The sequence below is a fragment of the Allobosea sp. P2_A10 genome (assembly GCF_056405115.1).
This window is the reverse complement of sequence record NZ_JBFUCS010000014.1, coordinates 60037-79075: the sequence shown is the minus strand read 5'-3', so window position 1 is coordinate 79075 and position 19039 is coordinate 60037. Positions and strand designations below refer to the sequence as shown.

The window sequence follows — 19039 nt, the reverse complement described above, 5'->3', positions numbered from 1 at the left end:
GGTCAGGACGATGACGAGGAACTGAAGGAATGCGAGGTCGAGCCGAAGCCGCCGCGCGACGCGACGCTCGACACACCGGCGACGCCGCTGGACGCGCCGCCGCCGGAGCGCGCGACCAGAGCCTGTCCCGACGTGGTCGAATACGCCCGCGACCAGCCGCCGCTGCTGGACCCGCTGCTGCGGCTGGTCGACGACGAGGAAGAGGAGCGGGCCTGCTGGCATTCCTGCGTCGGGCTGCCCGGCGGGCAGGTAGCTTGCGTCGGCGGCAGCAAGGGCTGCGCCGTCCCCCCGCCATTGGCGAGACTGCGCGCCAGCATGATGCCGGCCAGCGCCGGAATAAAGACCGTCGCGTTGTTCCAGGTGGTGGCGCGGCAGGAGCCAGCGCCGTATTCGGTTTCGCAACTGCTGTTGCTGTCGAATTTCTTGGCGTCGCGGACATGGTCCGCGGAGGCTTCGTTGAAACGCTGCTCGCACTGGCTCGCGCTCATCTGGCCGCCGGCACGGCAATCGGCCAGCGAGCTGTAAATCAGGCTGTCCTGCTCGTCGTCACCCGAGAGCGACCATACCGTTGCGACCAGCACGACGCCGGCGGCGGCCAATCCGATCTGGGTCGAGCGTTTCATGGCCCGCCTCCTCTCAACCCGTCATGCTGGCGCCCGCCAGCGTGCCCGAGATTACGGCGATCACGGCAAGCATCGCCGCCGAGGGTAGCCGATCCTCCTCGATCTTTCGCGAGAGCTCGGGGATCAGGACGCGGGCGACGGCGTAGGCGGCGAACTGGACCAGCATCGCGGCGACGGCCCAGAGCACGCAGTCTGGAATGCTGCTCGCCTGCGAGATCGCCTTCTCCAGGGGGATCGAGAAACCCGCGACGTTGCCGCCGAGCGCAATCGCTGCCGACAGGTTGCCGGCACGGATCAGCGCGATCTCGTCATGGGCGGTGAGCTTGAGATAGATCACTGTGAAGGCCGCAATCAATGCGGCTCCGACACAGAAATACAGCAGAAAAGCAGGCAGTCCCGCCATCGATATCGTCATGCCGCTTGCCCCCAAGCTGCCAGAAGGATCGGTCGCGAGGGTCACTATACGTCAGTGATCTGCGCGCGCCAGAGGTCTCGCTCTCATGCCGCCCATCAGGCTATTCAAGGCGGGGCTGCGGGAGTTGCCGTCGATGACCGGCGACCGCATGCTGCGGCATCGGCACAGGCCATGTGCAGAAAGAGAAAGCGGGCGCTGCGATGAAGTGCATGATCTTCGCTTTTCAGGCGCTCGTCCTTACGGCCGTGGCAACGATTGCAGCTGCCGGGGACGGCCAGAACACGACCCTTGTCGAACGGACGAGCAAAGGCTGGGAACTCGTGCAGGTGCCGATCGAGAACGGGCGCAAGCCACGTTGTGAGGTCCGCAGCCCGGACGGCCGCATCATCGTCATCAACGGCAAGCTTTATATCTACTACCGGGGCGAAAACCGTTCGCAGAACGGTCAATACAAGATCGACGACAGGGAGATGAACTTCTACGGCAATCCGACGCCGACAGGGCCGTATTTCAAGAGCGCTATCTTCGAGGGCGACGGATTCGACCGCATCATGAAAGGCAGACGGTTGCGTGTGGACTCAGTCATCGTCGGCGGCKGGGTCGAACGCGAGGATATCGACATCGGCCACATCAAGCCGTTGGTTGCAAAGCTGAAGACGTGCTGACCATCGCCTCCGGACAAGCGCCGCAGCGATCCTAAACCAACCGGCTCTGCACGACCGCCGCCTCGACGAAGCTCGCAAACAGAGGATGCGGCTCGAACGGCCGCGACTTCAGCTCCGGATGATACTGCACGCCGATGAACCAGGGATGGTCGGAGTATTCGACGGTCTCGGGCAGGAGCCCGTCCGGCGAAAGCCCGCAGAAGCTCATGCCCTGTGCTTCAAGCCGCTCGCGATAGCCCATATTGACCTCGTAGCGGTGGCGGTGGCGCTCGGAAATCTCTGTCGTGCCGTAGATCTTGGCGATCTTCGAGCCCTCCGCAAGGGTCGAGGCATAAGCGCCCAGCCGCATCGTACCGCCGAGATTGCCGTTCGCCGCGCGCTGCTCCAGTTCATTGCCACGCATCCATTCGGTCATCAGGCCGACGACGGGCTCGTCCGTGGGGCCAAACTCGCTCGAATTGGCGTTCTCGATCCTGGCCAGCGAACGCGCCGCCTCGATCACCGCCATCTGCATGCCAAAGCAGATGCCGAAATACGGCACCTTGCGCTGCCTGGCGAAGGTCGCGGCCTTGATCTTGCCCTCGGCGCCGCGATGGCCGAAGCCTCCGGGCACCAGGATGCCGTGGACATGCTCCAGGAATGGCGTCGGGTCTTCTTTCTCGAAGACTTCCGATTCGATCCAGTCGAGATTGACCTTGACCCGATTGGCGATGCCGCCATGCGTCAGCGCCTCGATCAGCGATTTGTAGGCATCCTTCATGCCGGTATATTTGCCGACGATGGCGATTGTGACCTCGCCCTCGGGGTTCTTCACGCGCTCGGATATCCGCTTCCAGCCGCTGATGTCGGGCTCTTCCGAGTGGTCCATGCCGAACGCTGCCAGCACCTCGTTGTCGAGCCCCTCGGCATGATAGGACAGCGGCACGTCGTAGATCGAAGCGGCGTCGCGCGCCTCGATGACCGCGGTCTCACGGACATTGCAGAACAAAGCGAGCTTGCGGCGCTCCTCGCGCGGGATTTCGCGGTCGGTGCGGCAGAGCAGGATATCGGGCTGGATGCCGATCGAGCGCAGTTCGGCGACTGAATGCTGCGTCGGCTTGGTCTTGAGTTCGCCGGCGGTCGGGATATAGGGCAGCAATGTCAGGTGGATGAAGATGCATTGCCCGCGCGGCAATTGCTGATTGACCTGCCGGATCGACTCGAGGAAGGGCAGGCTCTCGATGTCGCCGACGGTGCCGCCGATCTCCATCAGCACGAAGTCATAGCCGTCATTGCCGTCGAGAATGAACTCCTTGATGGCGTTGGTGACGTGCGGGACGATCTGGATCGTCGCGCCGAGATAGTCGCCGCGACGCTCCTTGGTCAGGATGTCCACGTAGATGCGGCCGGTCGTGATGTTGTCGCCCCTGTTGCAGGGCCGCCCGGTGAAGCGCTCGTAGTGGCCGAGGTCGAGATCGGTCTCGGCCCCGTCATCGGTCACGAACACCTCGCCATGCTGATACGGGCTCATCGTGCCCGGATCGACATTCAGATAGGGGTCGAGCTTGCGCAGGCGGACACTGTGGCCACGAGCCTGCAGGAGGGCGGCCAGTGCCGCCGACGCCAGGCCCTTGCCCAGCGAAGACACCACGCCGCCGGTGATGAAAACATACCGCGTCATGGGAGGTGACCTTTAACGCCAGGGTTTCGATTCGCTAAGCGCTTCCGTGCAGGCCGACCCCGCGCCCCGCGCTTGTCCACAAAAGAGAACGGTCGGTTGCCCGGCCCTCTCCCCTCAAAAGAGAAGGGCCGGTTGCCCGGCGCACTCTTATCAAAAGAGAAGGGCCGGTTGCCCGGCGCACTCTCATCAAAAGAGAAGGGCCGGTTGCCCGGCCCCTGCCCTGTCTTCGTCACTGCTGCGGCGCTGCCGGCGGCGTCGGCGGTTGCGAACCGCCGGCCGGGCCCTGAAGCTGCCTGAGCTGGTCGAGAACGCCGCCCGCATTGGGTGCACTCGGGCCACCGGGCGTCGCCGGCGCGCTGGCGCCGGGAGCGCCGTCGATGATCGAGCGCTGGACGCGGCCATGCGTCGCCATCACCGCCAGGATGATCGAGGTCAGGAAGAACGCCCCCGCCAGGATCGCCGTCGCACGCGTCAGGGCGTTGGCCTGGCCGCGGCCGGTCATGAAGCCGCCCGCTCCGCCGCCGCCCGAGCCCATGCCAAGCCCGCCGCCTTCGGAGCGCTGCAACAGGACGACGCCGACGAGCGCGACGACGATGATCAGATGGACGACGATGAGGACGTTCTGCATGGTCTCACGAAAATGGGTATGAAGCCGGCCGCCGCCAAGGGCGTCCCGCTTCGACTGCTCGCTTGCAGCGAACTCGGCGCGGCACATAGCATGCGCCCGCCGGCCGCACCACCCGGCAAATCGCTGCCGGATCAGGGATCGTCAAACGCAGGCGCGGGCAATCGCCAGAAAGTCCTCGGCCTTGAGGCTGGCCCCGCCGACGAGCGCGCCGTCGACATGGGCGACGTTCATCAGCTCGCCCGCGTTGGAGGGCTTGACCGAACCGCCATAGAGCAGGCGCACGCCGGCAGCCTGCGCCTTGCCCAGCAGCTTGCCGAGTTCGGCGCGGATCGCCTCATGCATCTCCGCCACATCCGCCGGCGTCGGGGTCAGGCCGGTGCCGATGGCCCAGACCGGCTCATAGGCCACGACCAGGGTCGCAGGCGTCGAGGCTTCGGGCACGGACCCGCGCAACTGCTTCCTGACGACCGCCAGCGCCTTGCCGGCCTCGCGCTCGTCCTTGGTCTCGCCGACGCAGACGATCGGCACCAGAAGCGCCTTCTGCGCGGCCTGCGCCTTGGCCTTGACCGTGGCGCTGGTCTCGCCATGGAGCGTGCGACGCTCCGAATGACCGACGATGGCGTAGCTCGCCCCGGCGTCCGCAAGCATCTGCGCCGAGACCTCACCAGTGAAGGCGCCCGAGCCCTGCATGCTGCAATCCTGCCCGCCGGTGGCGATGCGAGAACCGATCAGCGCGGCGCTTGCGGTGAACAGCAAGGTCGCCGGCGGGCAGATCGCAAGATCGACGGCCGCCTTCACATCCGCGCCATATCCCTTGGCGACCTCGGCTGCGATGGCGAGATCGGCCTTCAGCCCGTTCATCTTCCAGTTGCCGGCCACCAGCGGCCTGATGCTGCGCGTCACGTTTCGTCTCCAGATTGTCGTGCCGGCTCTAGCAACGACAAGCCGCCGCCGCAATCGCCAGCCATGGCCGAAGACGCGCGGGAATGATTGCGGCCCGGCGCTGCGGTTCCTATAAGCAGCGCCGACGAAAGACCGGTGCGCGCGGGAAATCGCGGCATGGACCGAGAGATTTTCGGCCGGGATGTTTGAGGAAAGATCGACGACATGATGATGCAGGGCATCCGCAAGGCGGGTCAGGGCTTTCTCGGCAAGCTCATCATCACCGTCATGTTCGGCTTCCTGATCCTGTCCTTCGCGATCTGGGGCATCGGCGACATCTTTCGCGGCTATGGCCGCAACGAGGTCGCGCGCGTCGGCAAGACCGAGATCGGCCTCGAGCAGATGCGCACCGCCTACCAGACCGAAATCCAGAACCTGACGCGCCAGCAGCGCCGGCAGATCACGCCCGATATGGCGCGCGCGCTCGGGCTCGACCGGCAGGTGCTGTCGCGGCTCGTCACCGAGGCGGTGCTCGACCAGACGGCGCAGGGCATGCGGCTTGCCGTCTCCGACGACACTATCCGCAACCTGATCTTCGACGACCCGACCTTCCGCGACGCGTCGGGCAAGTTCGCGCCGGCCCGCTTCAACGAGTTGCTGCGCAATAACGGCTATAGCGAGCAGAGCTACGTCCGCGAGCAGCGCAACACGATCGTGCGCCAGCAGATCGCCGAAATGGTGGTCGGCGCGGTGTCCGCACCCGTCGCGCTGCAGGAGATCGGCCATCGCCTGCGCAACGAGAAGCGCAACGTGACCTTTGCCCGCGTGCCGGCGAGCGTCGCCGGCGAGATCGCCGCGCCGACGGAAGCACAGCTCAAGACGTTCTACGACGAGCGCAAGGCCGGCTTCCGCGCGCCGGAATACCGCACCGCCAATCTGCTGGCGATCTCGGCCGAGACGCTGGCCGATCCCGGCCGCATCGGTGATGACGAGGCCAAGGCGCGCTACGAGCAAATCAAGGGCCAGCGTTTTTCGACGCCCGAGACCCGCACCATCCAGCAGATCGCCTTCCCGACCGCCGAGGAGGCGCAGGCCGCCAGGACCCGGATCGACGAGGGCGAGACCTTCGAGGCGGCAGCCTTCGCGCGCAACATCCTCGAAAAGGATCTTGTGCTCGGCACCTTCACCAAGGCGCAGCTTTTCGACGCCGCCGTGCGCGACGCCGCCTTCGCACTTGGCGAGGGCGTCGTCAGCGCGCCCGTCGCTGGCGGTTTCGGAACGGTGCTGCTGCGCGTGACCGCGATCGTCCCGGAGCGGGTGCGCCCCTATGAGGAGGTCGCCGCCGAGATCAAGACGGAGCTCGCGACCAGCAAAGCCGCAAGCCAGATCACCGAGCTCCACGACAAGATCGAGGATCAGCGCGCCGCCGCCAAGCCGCTGGCGGAGATCGCCAAGGAATTCAGCCTGCCGCTGCGTACGCTCGGGCCGGTCGATCCCGGCCTGCGCAAGGCCGATGGCTCGGCCGAGGCTGCGGTTCCCGGCGGAGACGCCACGGTGCAGGCGATCTTCCGCTCCGATATCGGCGTCGACAACGAGGCGGTCAGGCTGCCGCGCGACACCGGCTATATCTGGTTCGACGTCGTCAAGATCGATGCGGCGCGCGAGCGGACCTTCGACGAGGTCAAAGCGACCGTCGAGGCGCAATGGCGCGCCGATGAAGTCGCGAGCAAGCTCGCGACGGCGACGCGCGACCTCGTTGCGCGGCTCGACAAGGGCGAGGCGTTCGACGCGGTTGCCTCGGGCGCGGGTCTGACGACCGAACAGGCGGCCGATCTCGGCCGTCAGGAGCAGCGGCCGGAACTGCCCGTCAACGTCGTCAGCCTGATCTTCGGCACCGTCGTCGGCAAGAGCGGCTCGTCGGCCAGCGCCGATGGCGGGCGCATCCTGTTCAAGGTCGACGCCGCCAGCATCGGTCCCTATGCGCGCACGACGCAGGAGGCCGAGAACTTCGCCCGCCTGCTCGGCTCCAGCATCAGCGAGGACATGCTGGCGCAATATGTCGGCAAGCGGCAGGCCGATCTCGGCGTTAGCATCAACGAGGCGGCCTTCCGCAACGCCACCGGCGGCGCGCAGAACTGACCATGCCGTCGCAGCCGGATTTTTCCCGCTTCGCGGAAGGCTTCGAGGCCGGTCAACCGCAAGTGCTGCGGCAGGTGCTGGTCGGCGATTGCGAGACGCCGGTCGCCGCTTTCCTGAAGCTGCGCCACGCCACCATCGGGCCGGCCTTCCTACTCGAATCAGTCGAGGGCGGCGCCGTGCGCGGGCGTTACTCGATGATCGGGCTGGAGCCCGACCTGATCTGGCGCTGCCATCACGGGCAGGCTGCCACCTGCCGCCCGGCGCTGGGCGAGAGCTTTCTGGACGATCCGCGCCCGGCCTTCGAGAGCCTGCGCGCCTTGCTCGACGAAAGCGCGATCGCCGACGACGATCTCGCCTTGCCGCCGATGGCGGCCGGCGTCTTCGGTTATCTCGGCTACGACATGGTCAGGCTGATGGAGCGCCTGCCGGAGCCGAAGGAGACCGGCACCGGCGTGCCAGACGCCATCCTGATCCGGCCGACGCTGATGGTGGTGTTCGACGCGGTGCGCGACGAGATTCATGTCGTCACGCCCGTGCGGCCGCAATCGGGCGTGCCGGCGCGCGCAGCCTATGAGCACGCGCTGGAGCGGCTCGACGCCGTGGTAATGGCGCTGGAGGGCCCCCTGCCCACCGATGCCGCCATCGACATCGCCAATCTGCCGGAGCCGGCGATCGTCTCGAACACCAGCGAGGCCGCGTTCCACGCGATGGTCGCGACAGCGCAGGACTATATCCGCGCCGGCGACATCTTCCAGGTCGTGCTGTCGCAGCGTTTCGAGGCGCCCTTCGCGCTGCCGCCGTTTGCGCTCTACCGGGCGCTGCGCCGGGTCAATCCCGCGCCCTTCCTGTGCTATCTCGACTTCGTCGGCTTCCAGATCGTCTGCTCCAGCCCGGAAATCCTGGTGCGCCTGCGCGACGACACCGTGACCATCCGCCCGATCGCCGGCACCCGCCCTCGCGGCGCGACGCCGGCCGAGGACGAGGCGCTGGGCGTCGAACTGCTCGCCGACCCCAAGGAGCGAGCCGAGCATCTGATGCTGCTCGATCTCGGCCGCAACGATGTCGGCCGCGTCGCGCAGATCGGCACGGTCAAGGTGACCGACTCCTTCTTCGTTGAGCGCTACAGCCAGGTTATGCACATCGTCTCGAATGTCGAGGGTGCGATCGATCCGCGGCATGATGCGCTGGCGGCGCTCTCGGCCGGTTTTCCGGCCGGAACGGTCTCGGGCGCGCCGAAGGTGCGCGCCATGGAGATCATCGACGAACTCGAGCACGATGCGCGCGGCGCCTATGGCGGCTGCATCGGCTATTTCGGCGCCAATGGCGAGATGGACACCTGCATCGTGCTGCGCACCGCTGTGGTCAAGGACGGCCGCATGCATGTCCAGGCCGGCGCCGGTATCGTCTATGATTCCAACCCGGCTTCCGAACAGGCCGAATGCGTCAACAAGGCCAAGGCGCTGTTCAAGGCGGCGGAAGAGGCGATCAGGTTTGCAGCCGGCGCGCGGCGGGGCCAGTAGTCCGCGGGGCGGCGAACTTGACCGCCCTGCCCTCGACCGTGCATGACCTTCGCCCGAAATCACGGCCCAATTCATGCGCATCCTGCTGATCGACAACTACGACAGCTTCACTTGGAACCTCGTCCACCTCATCGGCGGACTGGGCGCGCAGGTCGATGTCCGTCGCAACGATACGCTTTCGGTCGAGGAGGCGCTTGGCGGCGAGCATGCCGCGATCGTGCTGTCGCCTGGCCCCTGCACGCCAAACGAGGCCGGCATCTGCCTCGATCTGGTGAGGCAGGGCGCGGCGCGGAAGCCGATCTTCGGCGTTTGCCTCGGCCTTCAGACCATCGGGCAGGCTTTCGGTGGCGAGGTCGTGCGCGCGCCCTTGCCGATGCACGGCAAGATCTCGGCGATCCGGCACCAGTCGCGCGGGCTCTTTTACGGCATCAACGGGCCGCTGCAGGCGACGCGCTATCACTCGCTGGTCGTGGCCCGGGAAAGCTGCCCCCCCGCCTTCGAGATCGAAGCGACGAGTGATGACGGGCTGATCATGGCGCTTTCGCACAAGGCGCTTCCGGTCCATGGCGTGCAGTTCCATCCCGAGAGCATCGCGTCCGAGCATGGCGCGACGATCATGCGGAATTTTCTCGGGTCGGCCGAGCGATGGTCGCGCCAACGCGCCGACGCCGCCCCTCTCCAGACAGCCTGAGACTTCAAGAGTTCCCATGGACGATTTCAAACCCTTCATCGCCAAGGTCGCGACCGGCGCCACGCTCTCGCGCGACGAGGCGCGCGACGCCTTCGACGCCATGCTCTCGGGCGAAGTGACCAACGCGCAGGCGGCGGCCTTCCTGATGGCGCTGCGCGTGCGCGGCGAAACCACCGACGAGATCGCAGGTGCCGTCGGCGCCATGCGCGGCAAGATGCTGAGGGTCGCGGCCCCCGCTGATGCGATCGACATCGTCGGCACCGGCGGCGATGCGTCGGGCTCATACAATGTCTCGACGCTGGCCGCGATCATCACCGCTGCGTGCGGCGTGCCGGTCGCCAAGCATGGCAATCGCGCGGCGTCGTCACGTTCCGGCGCGGCCGATGTGTTGACCGCGCTTGGCGTCAAGGTCGGGCTCGAACCTGCTGCAACCGAGCGCTGCATCAGGGAGGCCGGCGTCGGTTTCATGTTTGCACCGACGCATCATGCCTCGATGCGCCATGTCGGCCCCGTCCGCACCGAACTCGGCACGCGCACGATCTTCAACCTGCTCGGCCCGCTCTCGAATCCCGCCGGGGTGAAGACGCAACTGGTCGGCGCCTTCTCCGAGACCTGGCTGGAGCCGATGGTGCGCGTGCTGGCCTCGCTGGGTTCCCGGCGCATCTGGGCCGTGCATGGTTCCGACGGGCTCGACGAGCTCACCACGACGGGACCGACGCGCGTCGTTTCGCTCGATGGCGGCAAGGTCGAAAGCTTCAGCATCAGCCCCGAGGATGTCGGACTGGCGCGCGCCAGGCCCGAGGATCTGCGCGGCGGCGAGCCGGCCCAGAATGCGCAGGCGCTGCGCGCCGTGCTCGACGGCCAGAATACGGCTTTTCGCGATATCGCCGCGTTCAACGCCGCCGCTGCGCTCGTCGTCGCCGGCAAGGCCGGCGATCTGCGCGATGGCTTGTCGCGCGCCGTCGGCGTGATCGATTCCGGCCAGGCGAAGGCGACGCTGGCTGCGCTGATCGCCAGCTCGAACCTGTGAGGCGGTGGTGACCGATATTCTCGCGACCATCGAAGCCTACAAGCGCAAGGAGATTGCGGCGGCCAAAGCCGCAATCCCGCAAGCCGAGATCGAGCGGCGGGCGCTGGCGGCCTCGCCCGTGCGCGGCTTTGCGGCGGCGCTAACGGCAAAGCATCAAGCCGGCAACCCCGCCCTTATCGCAGAGATCAAGAAGGCTAGTCCCTCCAAGGGGTTGATCCGGGCCGATTTCGATCCGCCTGCACTGGCGCGCGCCTATGCTGAGGGCGGCGCGGCCTGCCTGTCCGTGCTGACCGACGCGCCCTCCTTCCAGGGGCGGCCGGAGTTCCTGACGCAGGCGCGTGAGGCGTCGCGCTTGCCGGCGCTGCGCAAGGATTTCCTCTACGAGCCCTATCAGGTGTTCGAGGCTCGCGCCTGGGGGGCGGACTGCATTTTGATCATCATGGCCGGCGTCGATGACGCGACGGCGCGCGCCCTGAACGAGACGGCGACGGCCTTGGGCATGGACGTGCTGGTCGAGGTCCATAACGAGGCCGAGCTCGATCGCGGGCTGGTGCTGGGCAGCAAAATGCTCGGCATCAACAACCGCGACCTGCGCAGCTTCCATGTCGATCTCGCCGTGACCGAGCGCCTCGCGCCGCGTGTTCCGGCCGATCGGATCATCGTGGGCGAAAGCGGCATCTTCAGCCATGCCGAGATCCTGCGGCTGAAACGATGCGGCGTCGAAACCTTCCTCGTCGGCGAAAGCCTGATGCGGCAGGCCGATGTCGCGGCAGCCACACGCGATCTGCTGACCGGCTCCGGCGCCGAGGCCGCCGCGTGACCGGGCTCAGCCATCTCGACGCGCTGGGCCAGGCCCATATGGTCGATGTCGGCGACAAGGCCGAGACCGTGCGCATGGCGGTGGCCGAGGGCTGCGTCGTGATGCTGCCGGAAACGCTCGCGATCGTGCGGCGCGGCGACGCCAAAAAGGGCGACGTGCTCGGCACGGCCCGTCTCGCCGGCATCATGGCGGCCAAGCGGACCCATGAGCTGATCCCACTCTGCCACCCGCTGCTGATCAGCAAGATCGCGGTCGATCTCGTCATCGACGAAGCGCTGCCGGGTGTGCGCGTGACGGCGGAGGTGAGAATGAAAGGCCAGACCGGCGTCGAGATGGAGGCGCTGACGGCGGTCTCGGTCGCCTGCCTGACGGTCTACGACATGGTCAAGGCGGTCGACCGCGCCATGCGGATCGAAGGCATACGACTCATCCATAAATCCGGCGGCAAGTCAGGCGTCTACGAGGCCAAGGCGGTCTGATGGCGCTGACGCCGGTCAAGGTGGCTCTGCGCGCGCTGCTCGACAGCGTTCCCGGCCCGACGCCGGGCGAGAGCCTGCCGCTTGCGCAATGCGCCGGCCGGGTGCTCGCCGCCGACATTATCGCGCTCAGGACGCAGCCGCCTTTCGCCAATTCGGCGATGGACGGCTATGCGGTCCGCGCCGAGGATTGCGCGGCGGGGCAAGAACTCGCTGTCATCGGAGAATCCGCCGCCGGGCGCGCCTTCGCGAGGGCGCTTGGTGCGGGCGAGGCCGTGCGCATCTTCACCGGCGCGCCGATCCCCGCCGGCGCCGATGCGATCCTGATCCAGGAGAACGCCGATGGCGTCGGGACAGCGACAATCCGGGTGCGCGAGACCACAAGCAGGGGCCGCTTCGTGCGCCCGGCCGGGCTCGACTTCCGCGACGGCGACGTCTTGCTGCCAGCCGGGCGCGTCCTCGACAGCGCGGCGCTCGGCCTCGCCGCCGCCGGCGGTCATCCTGCGCTGACGCTGCGGCGCAAGCCGCTGGTCGCGATCCTGGCCACCGGCGACGAACTCGTCCTGCCCGGCGAGCCTGTCGGGCCCGACCAGATCGTCGCATCCAACAGCTTTTCGCTGGCCGCGATCGTCGAGGCTGCGGGAGGCATCGTCCTCGATCTCGGCATCGCGCGCGACAACCACCCCGACCTCGCCGCCAAGATCGAGGCGGCGAAAGCCTCCGGCGCGGATGTCCTGATCACGTTGGGGGGCGCATCTGTCGGAGAGCACGATCTCGTCCAGTCGGCGCTGAAGGCGCAAGGGATGGCTCTCGGTTTCTGGAAGATCGCAATGCGGCCTGGTAAGCCGATGATGATGGGCCGGCTCGGAGCGATGGTCGCCGTCGGTCTGCCGGGAAATCCGGTGGCGTCGATCGTCTGCGGGCATCTCTTCGTCGTGCCGCTGATCGAGGCGCTGCTCGGCATGGATGCACCCGAGCGCGACAGGAGCGAGCCGGCCTTCCTCGGCAGTGACATGCCGGCCAATGACGAGCGCGAGGATTATCTGCGCTCCGACCTCGCACCGATCGCGGCCGGCTGGCAGGTCACGCCTTTCACCAGGCAGGATTCCTCGATGCTGGGGACGCTGGCGCGCGCGCAGGCTCTGGCGATCCGCCCCGCCTTTGCCCCGGCTGCAAGGCAGGGCGATCCCTGCCGGATCATCCGCCTGCGCTAGGCCTGCTTGTGGAACACAACACGAACGTGTATGGTGTTCGTGATTTGTTTCGATTCTGCGCCAAGCCTTGGCCAGAACGTCGATCATCGCGCCGGCGGGGACCATGCTGACACGCAAACAGTTCGAACTGCTTCGCTTTATCCAGGAGCGCCTGCGTGAAAGCGGCGTACCTCCCTCCTTCGACGAGATGAAGGATGCGCTCGACCTGAAATCGAAATCGGGCATCCATCGCCTGATCATGGCGCTCGAGGAGCGCGGCTTCATCCGCAGGCTGCCGAACCGCGCGCGCGCGCTCGAGGTGATCAAGCTGCCCGATGGCGTGGCCGGTGCGCAGAGCCCGCGCGGACGCTTCAGTCCTTCGGTCGTACAGGGTGGTCTCGGCAAGGTCAGGCCAGCGTCCTCGACGCCCGATGAGGATATCCGCTCGACCATCGCCATTCCGGTCATGGGGCGGATCGCGGCCGGCACGCCGATCTCGGCGATCCAGAGCCGCAGCCACAATGTCTCTATGCCCGCCGACATGCTTGGAGCCGGCGAGCATTACGCGCTGGAGGTGCGCGGCGATTCGATGGTCGAGGCCGGCATTCTCGACGGCGATACCGTCGTCATCCGCAGGCAGGACACCGCCAATACCGGCGACATCATCGTGGCGCTGATCGACGACGAGGAAGCGACGCTGAAGCGCCTGCGCAAGCGTGGGTCGTCGATCGCGCTGGAGGCTGCCAACCCCGCCTACGAGACCCGCGTGCTCGGGCCCGACCGGGTCAAGATTCAGGGCCGACTCGTCAACCTGATGCGGCGCTACTGAAGGCTGTCGGTCTCCGCACCGCTGGCTTCGTCGGCAACAGCCGGCGCCGGGGTTTGCTGCTGGACGGGACGCGCCGCTGAGGCTGCCCGTCTTGTCCATGGGCGCTCGGCATCCGGGCGTTCCGATTGCAGTGTTCGCCAGCCCCCGACGCGGCTGACCAGTGAGGTCGCACCATCACGGCCGAGCGCCATGCGGTCGATCAGTTTCGCGTCGCAGACTGCCGACCACGGGATCGGCGTCACCACGAGGTCGGCGCGTCGACAATCCTCGATGCTCGCGATGCGCTCGCGAGCATAGACGATGCTGCGGCCATCCTTGCCGCGAATGACGCAGCCGAGCGTGTCGCAGGCAACGCCCTGACGCAGCGATGCGTCCGTGGGCGGGCGGCTGTCGCCATCGGCGGTCAGCCATTGCTGGACGACGAAGGCGCTGGGGCGGCCGGCAAGAAGCAGGCGGCCGTCGGGACCGCGCACGGCGATGCCGGAGCCATCGCGCTCGATCAGGATGTCGGGCCGTTCGGGCTTGGCAGCAACCGCGACGCCTGTCGCCAGCGGCAGGATGGCGAGCAGGCGCAGCTTCGTGCTCCACAGCGTCGCCCAGAGCAGGCAGGCCGAAAAGCAGCCGAGCGCCACCGTGCCGAAGGCCGGGATGATCAGCGTCGAATGGTCGATCGTCGCGACCCAATGGGCGAGCTTCAGGACGAGGTCCGATGCAAAGCCCATCGCCGCCCAGGCCGGCCAGTCTAGGCCGAGCGGATAGGCGAGCACGCCGAAGACCGCTGCGGGCATCACGATCAGCGAGACGAAGGGCAAGGCGAGCGCATTGCCGAGGAGGCCGAATGGGTTGAAGGTCTGGAAGTGATAGGCGCCGAACGGCGCTGTCGCCGCCGTGGCGAGCAATGTCGTGACGACGATCCCGCTGGCGGCAATCCAGAGTGGGCGCAGCGGCCAGGGCCAGGGTGAAGGCGGCGCGGATCGTTCGCGCTCCTCCCAGCGTTCGGCGAAGGCGATGAGCGCCGCGACCGCGCCAAATGACATCTGAAAGCTCGGCCCGAGCAATGCATCGGGTTCCCGCAGCAGGACGATGATGGCGGCAAGCGCGAGGTTGCGCATGCTCAGCGCCGGCCGGTCGACCAGGATCGCACCGAGCATGACCAGCGTCATGATCAGCGAGCGCACCGTCGCGACGTCGGAGCCGGAGAAGACGCAATAGCCGAAGGCCCCAAGCATCGCCGCGCAGGCCGCGATCTTCTTGATCGGCCAGCACAAGGCGAGCGTTTGCGACAAGGCGAGCAGCGCGCGCACGATGCCGAAGATGGTGCCCGCCGCCAGCACCATGTGCAGGCCGGAGATCGAGACGATGTGGTAGATGCCGGCCGCGCGCAGGTCGGTGTTGGTCGTCTCCGTGATCAGCCCGCGCTTGCCGGTGACAAGCGCTGCCGCCATCGCGCCTGCCTGTCCGCCGCCGACACTGGCGATGCGTTGCGTCAGGGCGTTGCGGGCGCGATCGATCATCACGGCGAGTGCAAGTTCGGGCGGCGGCGGACGCTGCGGTGGAGACAGGACGATCTTGCCGGGAATGTTGCCGACCGCGCCGATGCCCTTGAAGAACGCATCGCGGCCGAAATCATAACCGCCCGGCCGTGCCGGTCCCGGTGGCGGCAGCAGGCGGGCATTGGCCGAAATGTGGTCGCCGGGCGATACCGAACCCGCTTTAATGTTGACGCGGACGCGTCGGGGCTGCCGCTCCGGCTCGACGCCGGCGATGCCGGTGACGAGCACAACCAACCTGGCGCCGACGTCGCGCGCCTCGACCGATTCGACATAGCCGCTGAGCTGGCCGATGCGCGGCCGGTCGAGGATCGGTGTCGCGATCGAGGCCGTGCGCCAGGTCGCGGCGGCAAAGCCGACGAAGGCGGCGGCGACGCCCAAGCACAGATACAGCGCCGGTAGCTTGTGTCGCATCAGCAGCGCCGCCACGCCGGCGATCGAAAATCCCGCCAGAGACGCCCAGAGCGCAGGTTCCCGGTCGGCGGCGAAATAGAGCAGGATGCCGACGCCCATCATCACCGGCAGCCAAAGGAAAAGCCGGCGGCGTTCGGCCTCGGCAGCCAGGGCGGCATTCAGACGTCGGCCCCAGTCCCGGGCCGCGAGCGCAAGCCCTGCCCCGTCCAGCCTGATGACCGGCAGGCGCGGACGCAGGACGCGAACCTGCGCGCCGCGCGGCGTGGTCAGCTCGGGCAAGGCCGACTGCATCGGCTTGGTGCCTCCGGCGGGTGCGGGAGCCAGCGCAACGAGGACAAACCGCCCGCGATCTTGCGCTTAACGCGGACGGCTCGCCCATGTTACAGCGGCCGCGCCGGTTGTCATGCTGCTCCGGCGGAAATTCCCTGTTTGCCCCGGGCTGCCGTTGATCTGGCCCGGCTGGAGCCTTGTTTTCATGAGCGACGCCGTCGTTACGCGCTTTGCCCCCTCGCCCACCGGCTTCCTACATATCGGCGGGGCGCGGACGGCGCTGTTCAACTGGCTCTATGCCCGCCGGCATGGCGGCAAGATGCTGCTGCGCATCGAGGACACCGATCGCGAGCGCTCGACCGAGCCGGCGATCGCGGCGATCCTCGACGGGCTGGCCTGGCTCGGGCTCGATTGGGACGGCGACACCGTCTACCAGTTCGCCCGCGCCGAGCGGCATCGCGAGGTCGCGCAGGCGATGCTGGCCGCAGGTAACGCTTATTACTGCTATGCGACGCCTGCCGAGCTCGACGAGATGCGCGAGCAGGCCAAGGCCGCCGGCAAGCCGATGCGTTACGACGGCCGCTGGCGCGATCGTGATCCCGCGACCGCGCCCGCCGGCGTCAAGCCGGTGATCCGCCTGCGGGCGCCGCAGACCGGCGAGACCGTGGTGATGGACGAGGTTCAGGGCCGCGTCGTCTGGCAAAACGAGAACCTCGACGATCTGGTGCTGCTGCGCTCCGACGGCAACCCGACCTACATGCTCGCGGTCGTCGTGGACGATCACGACATGGGCGTGACCCACGTCATCCGTGGCGACGACCATCTGACCAACGCCGCGCGGCAGACGCAGATCTATCAGGCGATGGGCTGGAGCGTGCCGAGCATGTCGCACATCCCGCTGATCCATGGCGCCGATGGAGCCAAGCTCTCCAAGCGCCATGGCGCACTCGGCGTCGACGCCTATCGCGCGATGGGCTACCTGCCGATCGCGCTGCGCAACTATTTGCTGCGGCTGGGCTGGAGCCATGGCGACCAGGAGATTTTCTCGACGCAGGAGATGATCGACCTGTTCAACCTCTCCTCGATCGGGCGTTCCGCAGCGCGGTTCGATTATGCCAAGCTGGAGAGCCTGAACGGGCTCTATATGCGCCAGTCCGACGATCACGACCTGCTTGAGGCCCTGAAGACGATCCTTCCCGAGATCGGACCCGAGCGCGGTCTGCCGGCGGTGCTGTCGCCTGAGCTTGAGGCGAGCTTCCTTGCCGCCATGCCCGGGCTGAAGGAGCGCGCCAAGACCCTGATCGAGCTCGTCGACAGCGCCTATTATCTCTACGCCAAGCGGCCCCTGAAGCTCGACGCCAAGGCCGCTACCCTGCTCGACGATGCCGGCAAGCAGCGCCTGCCAGGCCTCGCGGACAAGCTTTCGGCGATCAACGACTGGTCGACGGAGGCGCTGGAAGGCGCGGTGCGCGGCTTTGCCGAGGAGCATGGCCTGAAGCTCGGTCAGGCGGCGCAGCCGCTGCGGGCAGCGTTGACGGGGCGGGCGATGTCGCCTGGCCTGTTCGACGTGATGGCGGTGCTCGGGCGCGAGGAGACTCTTGCGCGGCTGGCCGACCAGGCCTGAAATCCGGCATGTGTTCGGCAGGGCTCCGACCGTCTTTCGGCTCGGTTGAACCCCTCATGCAAATGGTCTAGTGACGCGCCATGTGGCCGGTTCCGCCGCCCGGCGGGAGGGGCACAAATATTGCTTGAATATCAGTCGGATGAACCGCGCATACCACCCCGATCCGCATTTGCCGTTCCGTCACAGGCCCGTCACCTCGAGACGTTCCGATGATGAATATGTCTCGTGCGAAACAGGTCGGAGCTGGACCGGGCGGCACGTCGGTTGAACAGCAGCGAGCCTGAAAGGATCGGTATCGATGAGCGGAAACAGCAGCCAGCTCCAGGTCGACGGGAAAACGCTCGACATGGCGATCAAGAAGGGCTCGATCGGCCCCTCCGTCATCGACATCGCCAAGCTCTACGCCCAGACCGGGATGTTCACCTTTGACCCCGGCTTCACTTCGACGGCGAGCTGTGAATCCCAGATCACCTATATCGACGGCGACGAGGGCATCCTGCTCTATCGCGGCTACCCGATCGAGCAGCTTGCCGAGCATGGCGACTTTCTCGAGACCTGCTACCTGCTGCTCGAAGGCGAGTTGCCGACCGCGTCGCAGAAGGCCGATTTCGACTACCGCGTGACGCGCCACACCATGGTGCACGAGCAGATGGCCCGCTTCTTCCAGGGCTTCCGGCGCGACGCGCATCCGATGGCGGTGATGGTCGGTTCGATCGGTGCGCTCTCGGCTTTCTATCATGACTCGACCGACATCTCCGATCCGTATCAGCGCATGATCGCATCGATGCGGATGATCGCCAAGGTGCCGACGCTCGCCGCCATGGCGTATAAATACACGGTCGGCCAGCCCTTCGTGTATCCGCTCAACTCGCTCGACTACACCTCGAATTTCCTGCGCATGTGCTTTGCCGTGCCGGCCGAGGACTACAAGGTCAATCCGGTGCTCTCGCGCGCGCTCGACCGTATCTTCATCCTGCATGCCGACCACGAGCAGAACGCCTCGACCTCGACGGTCCGCCTCGCGGGCTCGTCGGGCGCAAACCCCTTCGCCTGCATCGCGGCCGGTGCGGCCTGCCTGTGGGGCCCCGCCCATGGCGGCGCCAACGAGGCTGCGCTGAAGATGCTGGAGGAGATCGGGACCGTCGAGAACATCCCGAAATACATCGCCAAGGCCAAGGACAAGAACGATCCGTTCCGCCTGATGGGCTTCGGGCACCGCGTCTACAAGAACTACGACCCGCGCGCCAAGATCATGCAGAAGACCACGCATGAGGTCCTGAACGAACTCGGCATCAAGGACGACCCGCTGCTCGATGTCGCCATCGAACTCGAACGTATCGCGCTGTCCGACCCCTACTTCATCGAAAAGAAGCTCTATCCGAACATCGATTTCTATTCGGGCATCACGCTCAAGGCGATGGGTTTCCCGACCTCGATGTTCACGGTGCTGTTCACGCTGGCCCGGACCGTCGGCTGGATCGCGCAGTGGAAGGAAATGATCGAGGATCCGTCCCAGAGGATCGGCCGTCCGCGCCAGCTCTACACCGGCGCGCCGCAGCGCGAATACTCGCCGATCGGCCGGCGCTGAACGATCCAGTCCGTAGCAGAAG

Annotated in this window: 17 protein-coding genes; 11 read left to right on the top strand and 6 right to left on the bottom strand. The window is 66.8% G+C overall.

Annotated features, from left to right (window positions below; all coding sequences use genetic code 11):
* Positions 1-2: 2 nt before the first annotated feature.
* Both AC1DZY_RS19110 and AC1DZY_RS19105 read right to left on the bottom strand, forming a co-directional pair.
* Positions 3-623 carry a DUF1190 domain-containing protein gene (locus AC1DZY_RS19110; protein WP_476821728.1) on the bottom strand — a complete coding sequence of 207 codons (621 nt, stop codon included), beginning with the start codon at positions 621-623 and terminating at the stop codon, positions 3-5.
* A 13-nt stretch (positions 624-636) separates the two neighbouring features.
* Positions 637-1038 (bottom strand): DUF350 domain-containing protein, encoded by a 402-nt coding sequence (locus tag AC1DZY_RS19105; protein WP_476821727.1) that lies wholly within the window; start codon positions 1036-1038, stop codon positions 637-639.
* A 209-nt stretch (positions 1039-1247) separates the two neighbouring features.
* Here AC1DZY_RS19105 and AC1DZY_RS19100 point away from each other — a divergent pair, with 209 nt between their 5' ends.
* Positions 1248-1703, top strand: a complete 456-nt coding sequence (locus AC1DZY_RS19100) for a hypothetical protein (RefSeq protein WP_476821726.1) — start codon at positions 1248-1250, stop codon at positions 1701-1703.
* Between the two features lie 31 nt (positions 1704-1734).
* On the opposite strand, the gene AC1DZY_RS19095 is transcribed toward AC1DZY_RS19100, so the two are convergent.
* From AC1DZY_RS19095 to tpiA, 3 genes are all read right to left on the bottom strand, one after another.
* Positions 1735-3363 carry a CTP synthase gene (locus AC1DZY_RS19095; protein ID WP_476821725.1) on the bottom strand — a complete coding sequence of 543 codons (1629 nt, stop codon included), beginning with the start codon at positions 3361-3363 and terminating at the stop codon, positions 1735-1737.
* Positions 3364-3592: 229 nt separating this feature from the next.
* Positions 3593-3991 (bottom strand): preprotein translocase subunit SecG, encoded by a 399-nt coding sequence (gene secG, locus AC1DZY_RS19090; protein ID WP_476821724.1) that lies wholly within the window; start codon positions 3989-3991, stop codon positions 3593-3595.
* Positions 3992-4132: 141 nt separating this feature from the next.
* Positions 4133-4894: a triose-phosphate isomerase gene (gene tpiA / locus AC1DZY_RS19085; protein WP_476821723.1), complete on the bottom strand. Its 762-nt coding sequence runs from the start codon at positions 4892-4894 to the stop codon at positions 4133-4135.
* A 204-nt stretch (positions 4895-5098) separates the two neighbouring features.
* Here tpiA and AC1DZY_RS19080 point away from each other — a divergent pair, with 204 nt between their 5' ends.
* The 8 genes from AC1DZY_RS19080 to lexA all read left to right on the top strand — a co-directional run bounded on the left by AC1DZY_RS19080 (position 5099) and on the right by lexA (position 13571).
* Positions 5099-7012, top strand: a complete 1914-nt coding sequence (locus AC1DZY_RS19080) for a peptidylprolyl isomerase (protein WP_476821722.1) — start codon at positions 5099-5101, stop codon at positions 7010-7012.
* Positions 7013-7014: 2 nt separating this feature from the next.
* Positions 7015-8532, top strand: a complete 1518-nt coding sequence (gene trpE, locus AC1DZY_RS19075; RefSeq protein WP_476821721.1) for an anthranilate synthase component I — start codon at positions 7015-7017, stop codon at positions 8530-8532.
* A 73-nt stretch (positions 8533-8605) separates the two neighbouring features.
* Positions 8606-9223 (top strand): anthranilate synthase component II, encoded by a 618-nt coding sequence (locus AC1DZY_RS19070; RefSeq protein WP_476821720.1) that lies wholly within the window; start codon positions 8606-8608, stop codon positions 9221-9223.
* Positions 9224-9239: 16 nt separating this feature from the next.
* Positions 9240-10253 (top strand): anthranilate phosphoribosyltransferase, encoded by a 1014-nt coding sequence (trpD, locus tag AC1DZY_RS19065; RefSeq protein ID WP_476821719.1) that lies wholly within the window; start codon positions 9240-9242, stop codon positions 10251-10253.
* Positions 10254-10257: 4 nt separating this feature from the next.
* Positions 10258-11073 carry an indole-3-glycerol phosphate synthase TrpC gene (gene trpC, locus AC1DZY_RS19060; protein ID WP_476821718.1) on the top strand — a complete coding sequence of 272 codons (816 nt, stop codon included), beginning with the start codon at positions 10258-10260 and terminating at the stop codon, positions 11071-11073.
* Positions 11070-11552: a cyclic pyranopterin monophosphate synthase MoaC gene (moaC, locus tag AC1DZY_RS19055; RefSeq protein WP_476821717.1), complete on the top strand. Its 483-nt coding sequence runs from the start codon at positions 11070-11072 to the stop codon at positions 11550-11552. Before trpC ends, moaC begins: the two co-directional genes overlap by 4 nt.
* Positions 11552-12763, top strand: coding sequence for a molybdopterin molybdotransferase MoeA (locus AC1DZY_RS19050; RefSeq protein WP_476821716.1), 1212 nt, complete (start codon positions 11552-11554; stop codon positions 12761-12763). The genes moaC and AC1DZY_RS19050 overlap by 1 nt, the downstream gene beginning before the upstream one ends.
* Positions 12764-12866: 103 nt before the next feature.
* A complete protein-coding gene (lexA, locus tag AC1DZY_RS19045; protein ID WP_476821715.1) occupies positions 12867-13571 on the top strand; it encodes a transcriptional repressor LexA in 705 nt (234 codons plus the stop codon).
* Here lexA and AC1DZY_RS19040 read toward each other — a convergent pair.
* The gene (locus AC1DZY_RS19040) at positions 13565-15826 is read right to left on the bottom strand and encodes a ComEC/Rec2 family competence protein (protein WP_476821714.1); all 2262 of its coding nucleotides are present in this window, start codon (positions 15824-15826) and stop codon (positions 13565-13567) included. The two genes, lexA and AC1DZY_RS19040, sit on opposite strands and share 7 nt — an antisense overlap.
* A gap of 184 nt (positions 15827-16010) precedes the next feature.
* On the opposite strand from AC1DZY_RS19040, the gene gltX reads away from it, so the two are divergent.
* Together gltX and gltA are read left to right on the top strand one after the other, a co-directional pair.
* Positions 16011-17429: a glutamate--tRNA ligase gene (gltX, locus tag AC1DZY_RS19035; protein ID WP_476821713.1), complete on the top strand. Its 1419-nt coding sequence runs from the start codon at positions 16011-16013 to the stop codon at positions 17427-17429.
* A gap of 298 nt (positions 17430-17727) precedes the next feature.
* Complete coding sequence (gltA, locus tag AC1DZY_RS19030) at positions 17728-19017, top strand: citrate synthase (RefSeq protein ID WP_476821712.1); 1290 nt, start codon at positions 17728-17730, stop codon at positions 19015-19017.
* The last annotated feature ends 22 nt before the right edge of the window (positions 19018-19039 follow it).

Coding starts and splice junctions, on each gene's coding strand:
- AC1DZY_RS19110 (WP_476821728.1), bottom strand. CDS start 623: ATGAAACGCTCGACCCAGATCGGATTGGCCGCCGCCGGCGTCGTGCTG.
- AC1DZY_RS19105 (WP_476821727.1), bottom strand. CDS start 1,038: ATGACGATATCGATGGCGGGACTGCCTGCTTTTCTGCTGTATTTCTGT.
- AC1DZY_RS19095 (WP_476821725.1), bottom strand. CDS start 3,363: ATGACGCGGTATGTTTTCATCACCGGCGGCGTGGTGTCTTCGCTGGGC.
- secG (WP_476821724.1), bottom strand. CDS start 3,991: ATGCAGAACGTCCTCATCGTCGTCCATCTGATCATCGTCGTCGCGCTC.
- AC1DZY_RS19080 (WP_476821722.1), top strand. CDS start 5,099: ATGATGATGCAGGGCATCCGCAAGGCGGGTCAGGGCTTTCTCGGCAAG.
- trpE (WP_476821721.1), top strand. CDS start 7,015: ATGCCGTCGCAGCCGGATTTTTCCCGCTTCGCGGAAGGCTTCGAGGCC.
- AC1DZY_RS19070 (WP_476821720.1), top strand. CDS start 8,606: ATGCGCATCCTGCTGATCGACAACTACGACAGCTTCACTTGGAACCTC.
- trpD (WP_476821719.1), top strand. CDS start 9,240: ATGGACGATTTCAAACCCTTCATCGCCAAGGTCGCGACCGGCGCCACG.
- AC1DZY_RS19050 (WP_476821716.1), top strand. CDS start 11,552: ATGGCGCTGACGCCGGTCAAGGTGGCTCTGCGCGCGCTGCTCGACAGC.
- lexA (WP_476821715.1), top strand. CDS start 12,867: ATGCTGACACGCAAACAGTTCGAACTGCTTCGCTTTATCCAGGAGCGC.
- AC1DZY_RS19040 (WP_476821714.1), bottom strand. CDS start 15,826: ATGCAGTCGGCCTTGCCCGAGCTGACCACGCCGCGCGGCGCGCAGGTT.
- gltX (WP_476821713.1), top strand. CDS start 16,011: ATGAGCGACGCCGTCGTTACGCGCTTTGCCCCCTCGCCCACCGGCTTC.
- gltA (WP_476821712.1), top strand. CDS start 17,728: ATGAGCGGAAACAGCAGCCAGCTCCAGGTCGACGGGAAAACGCTCGAC.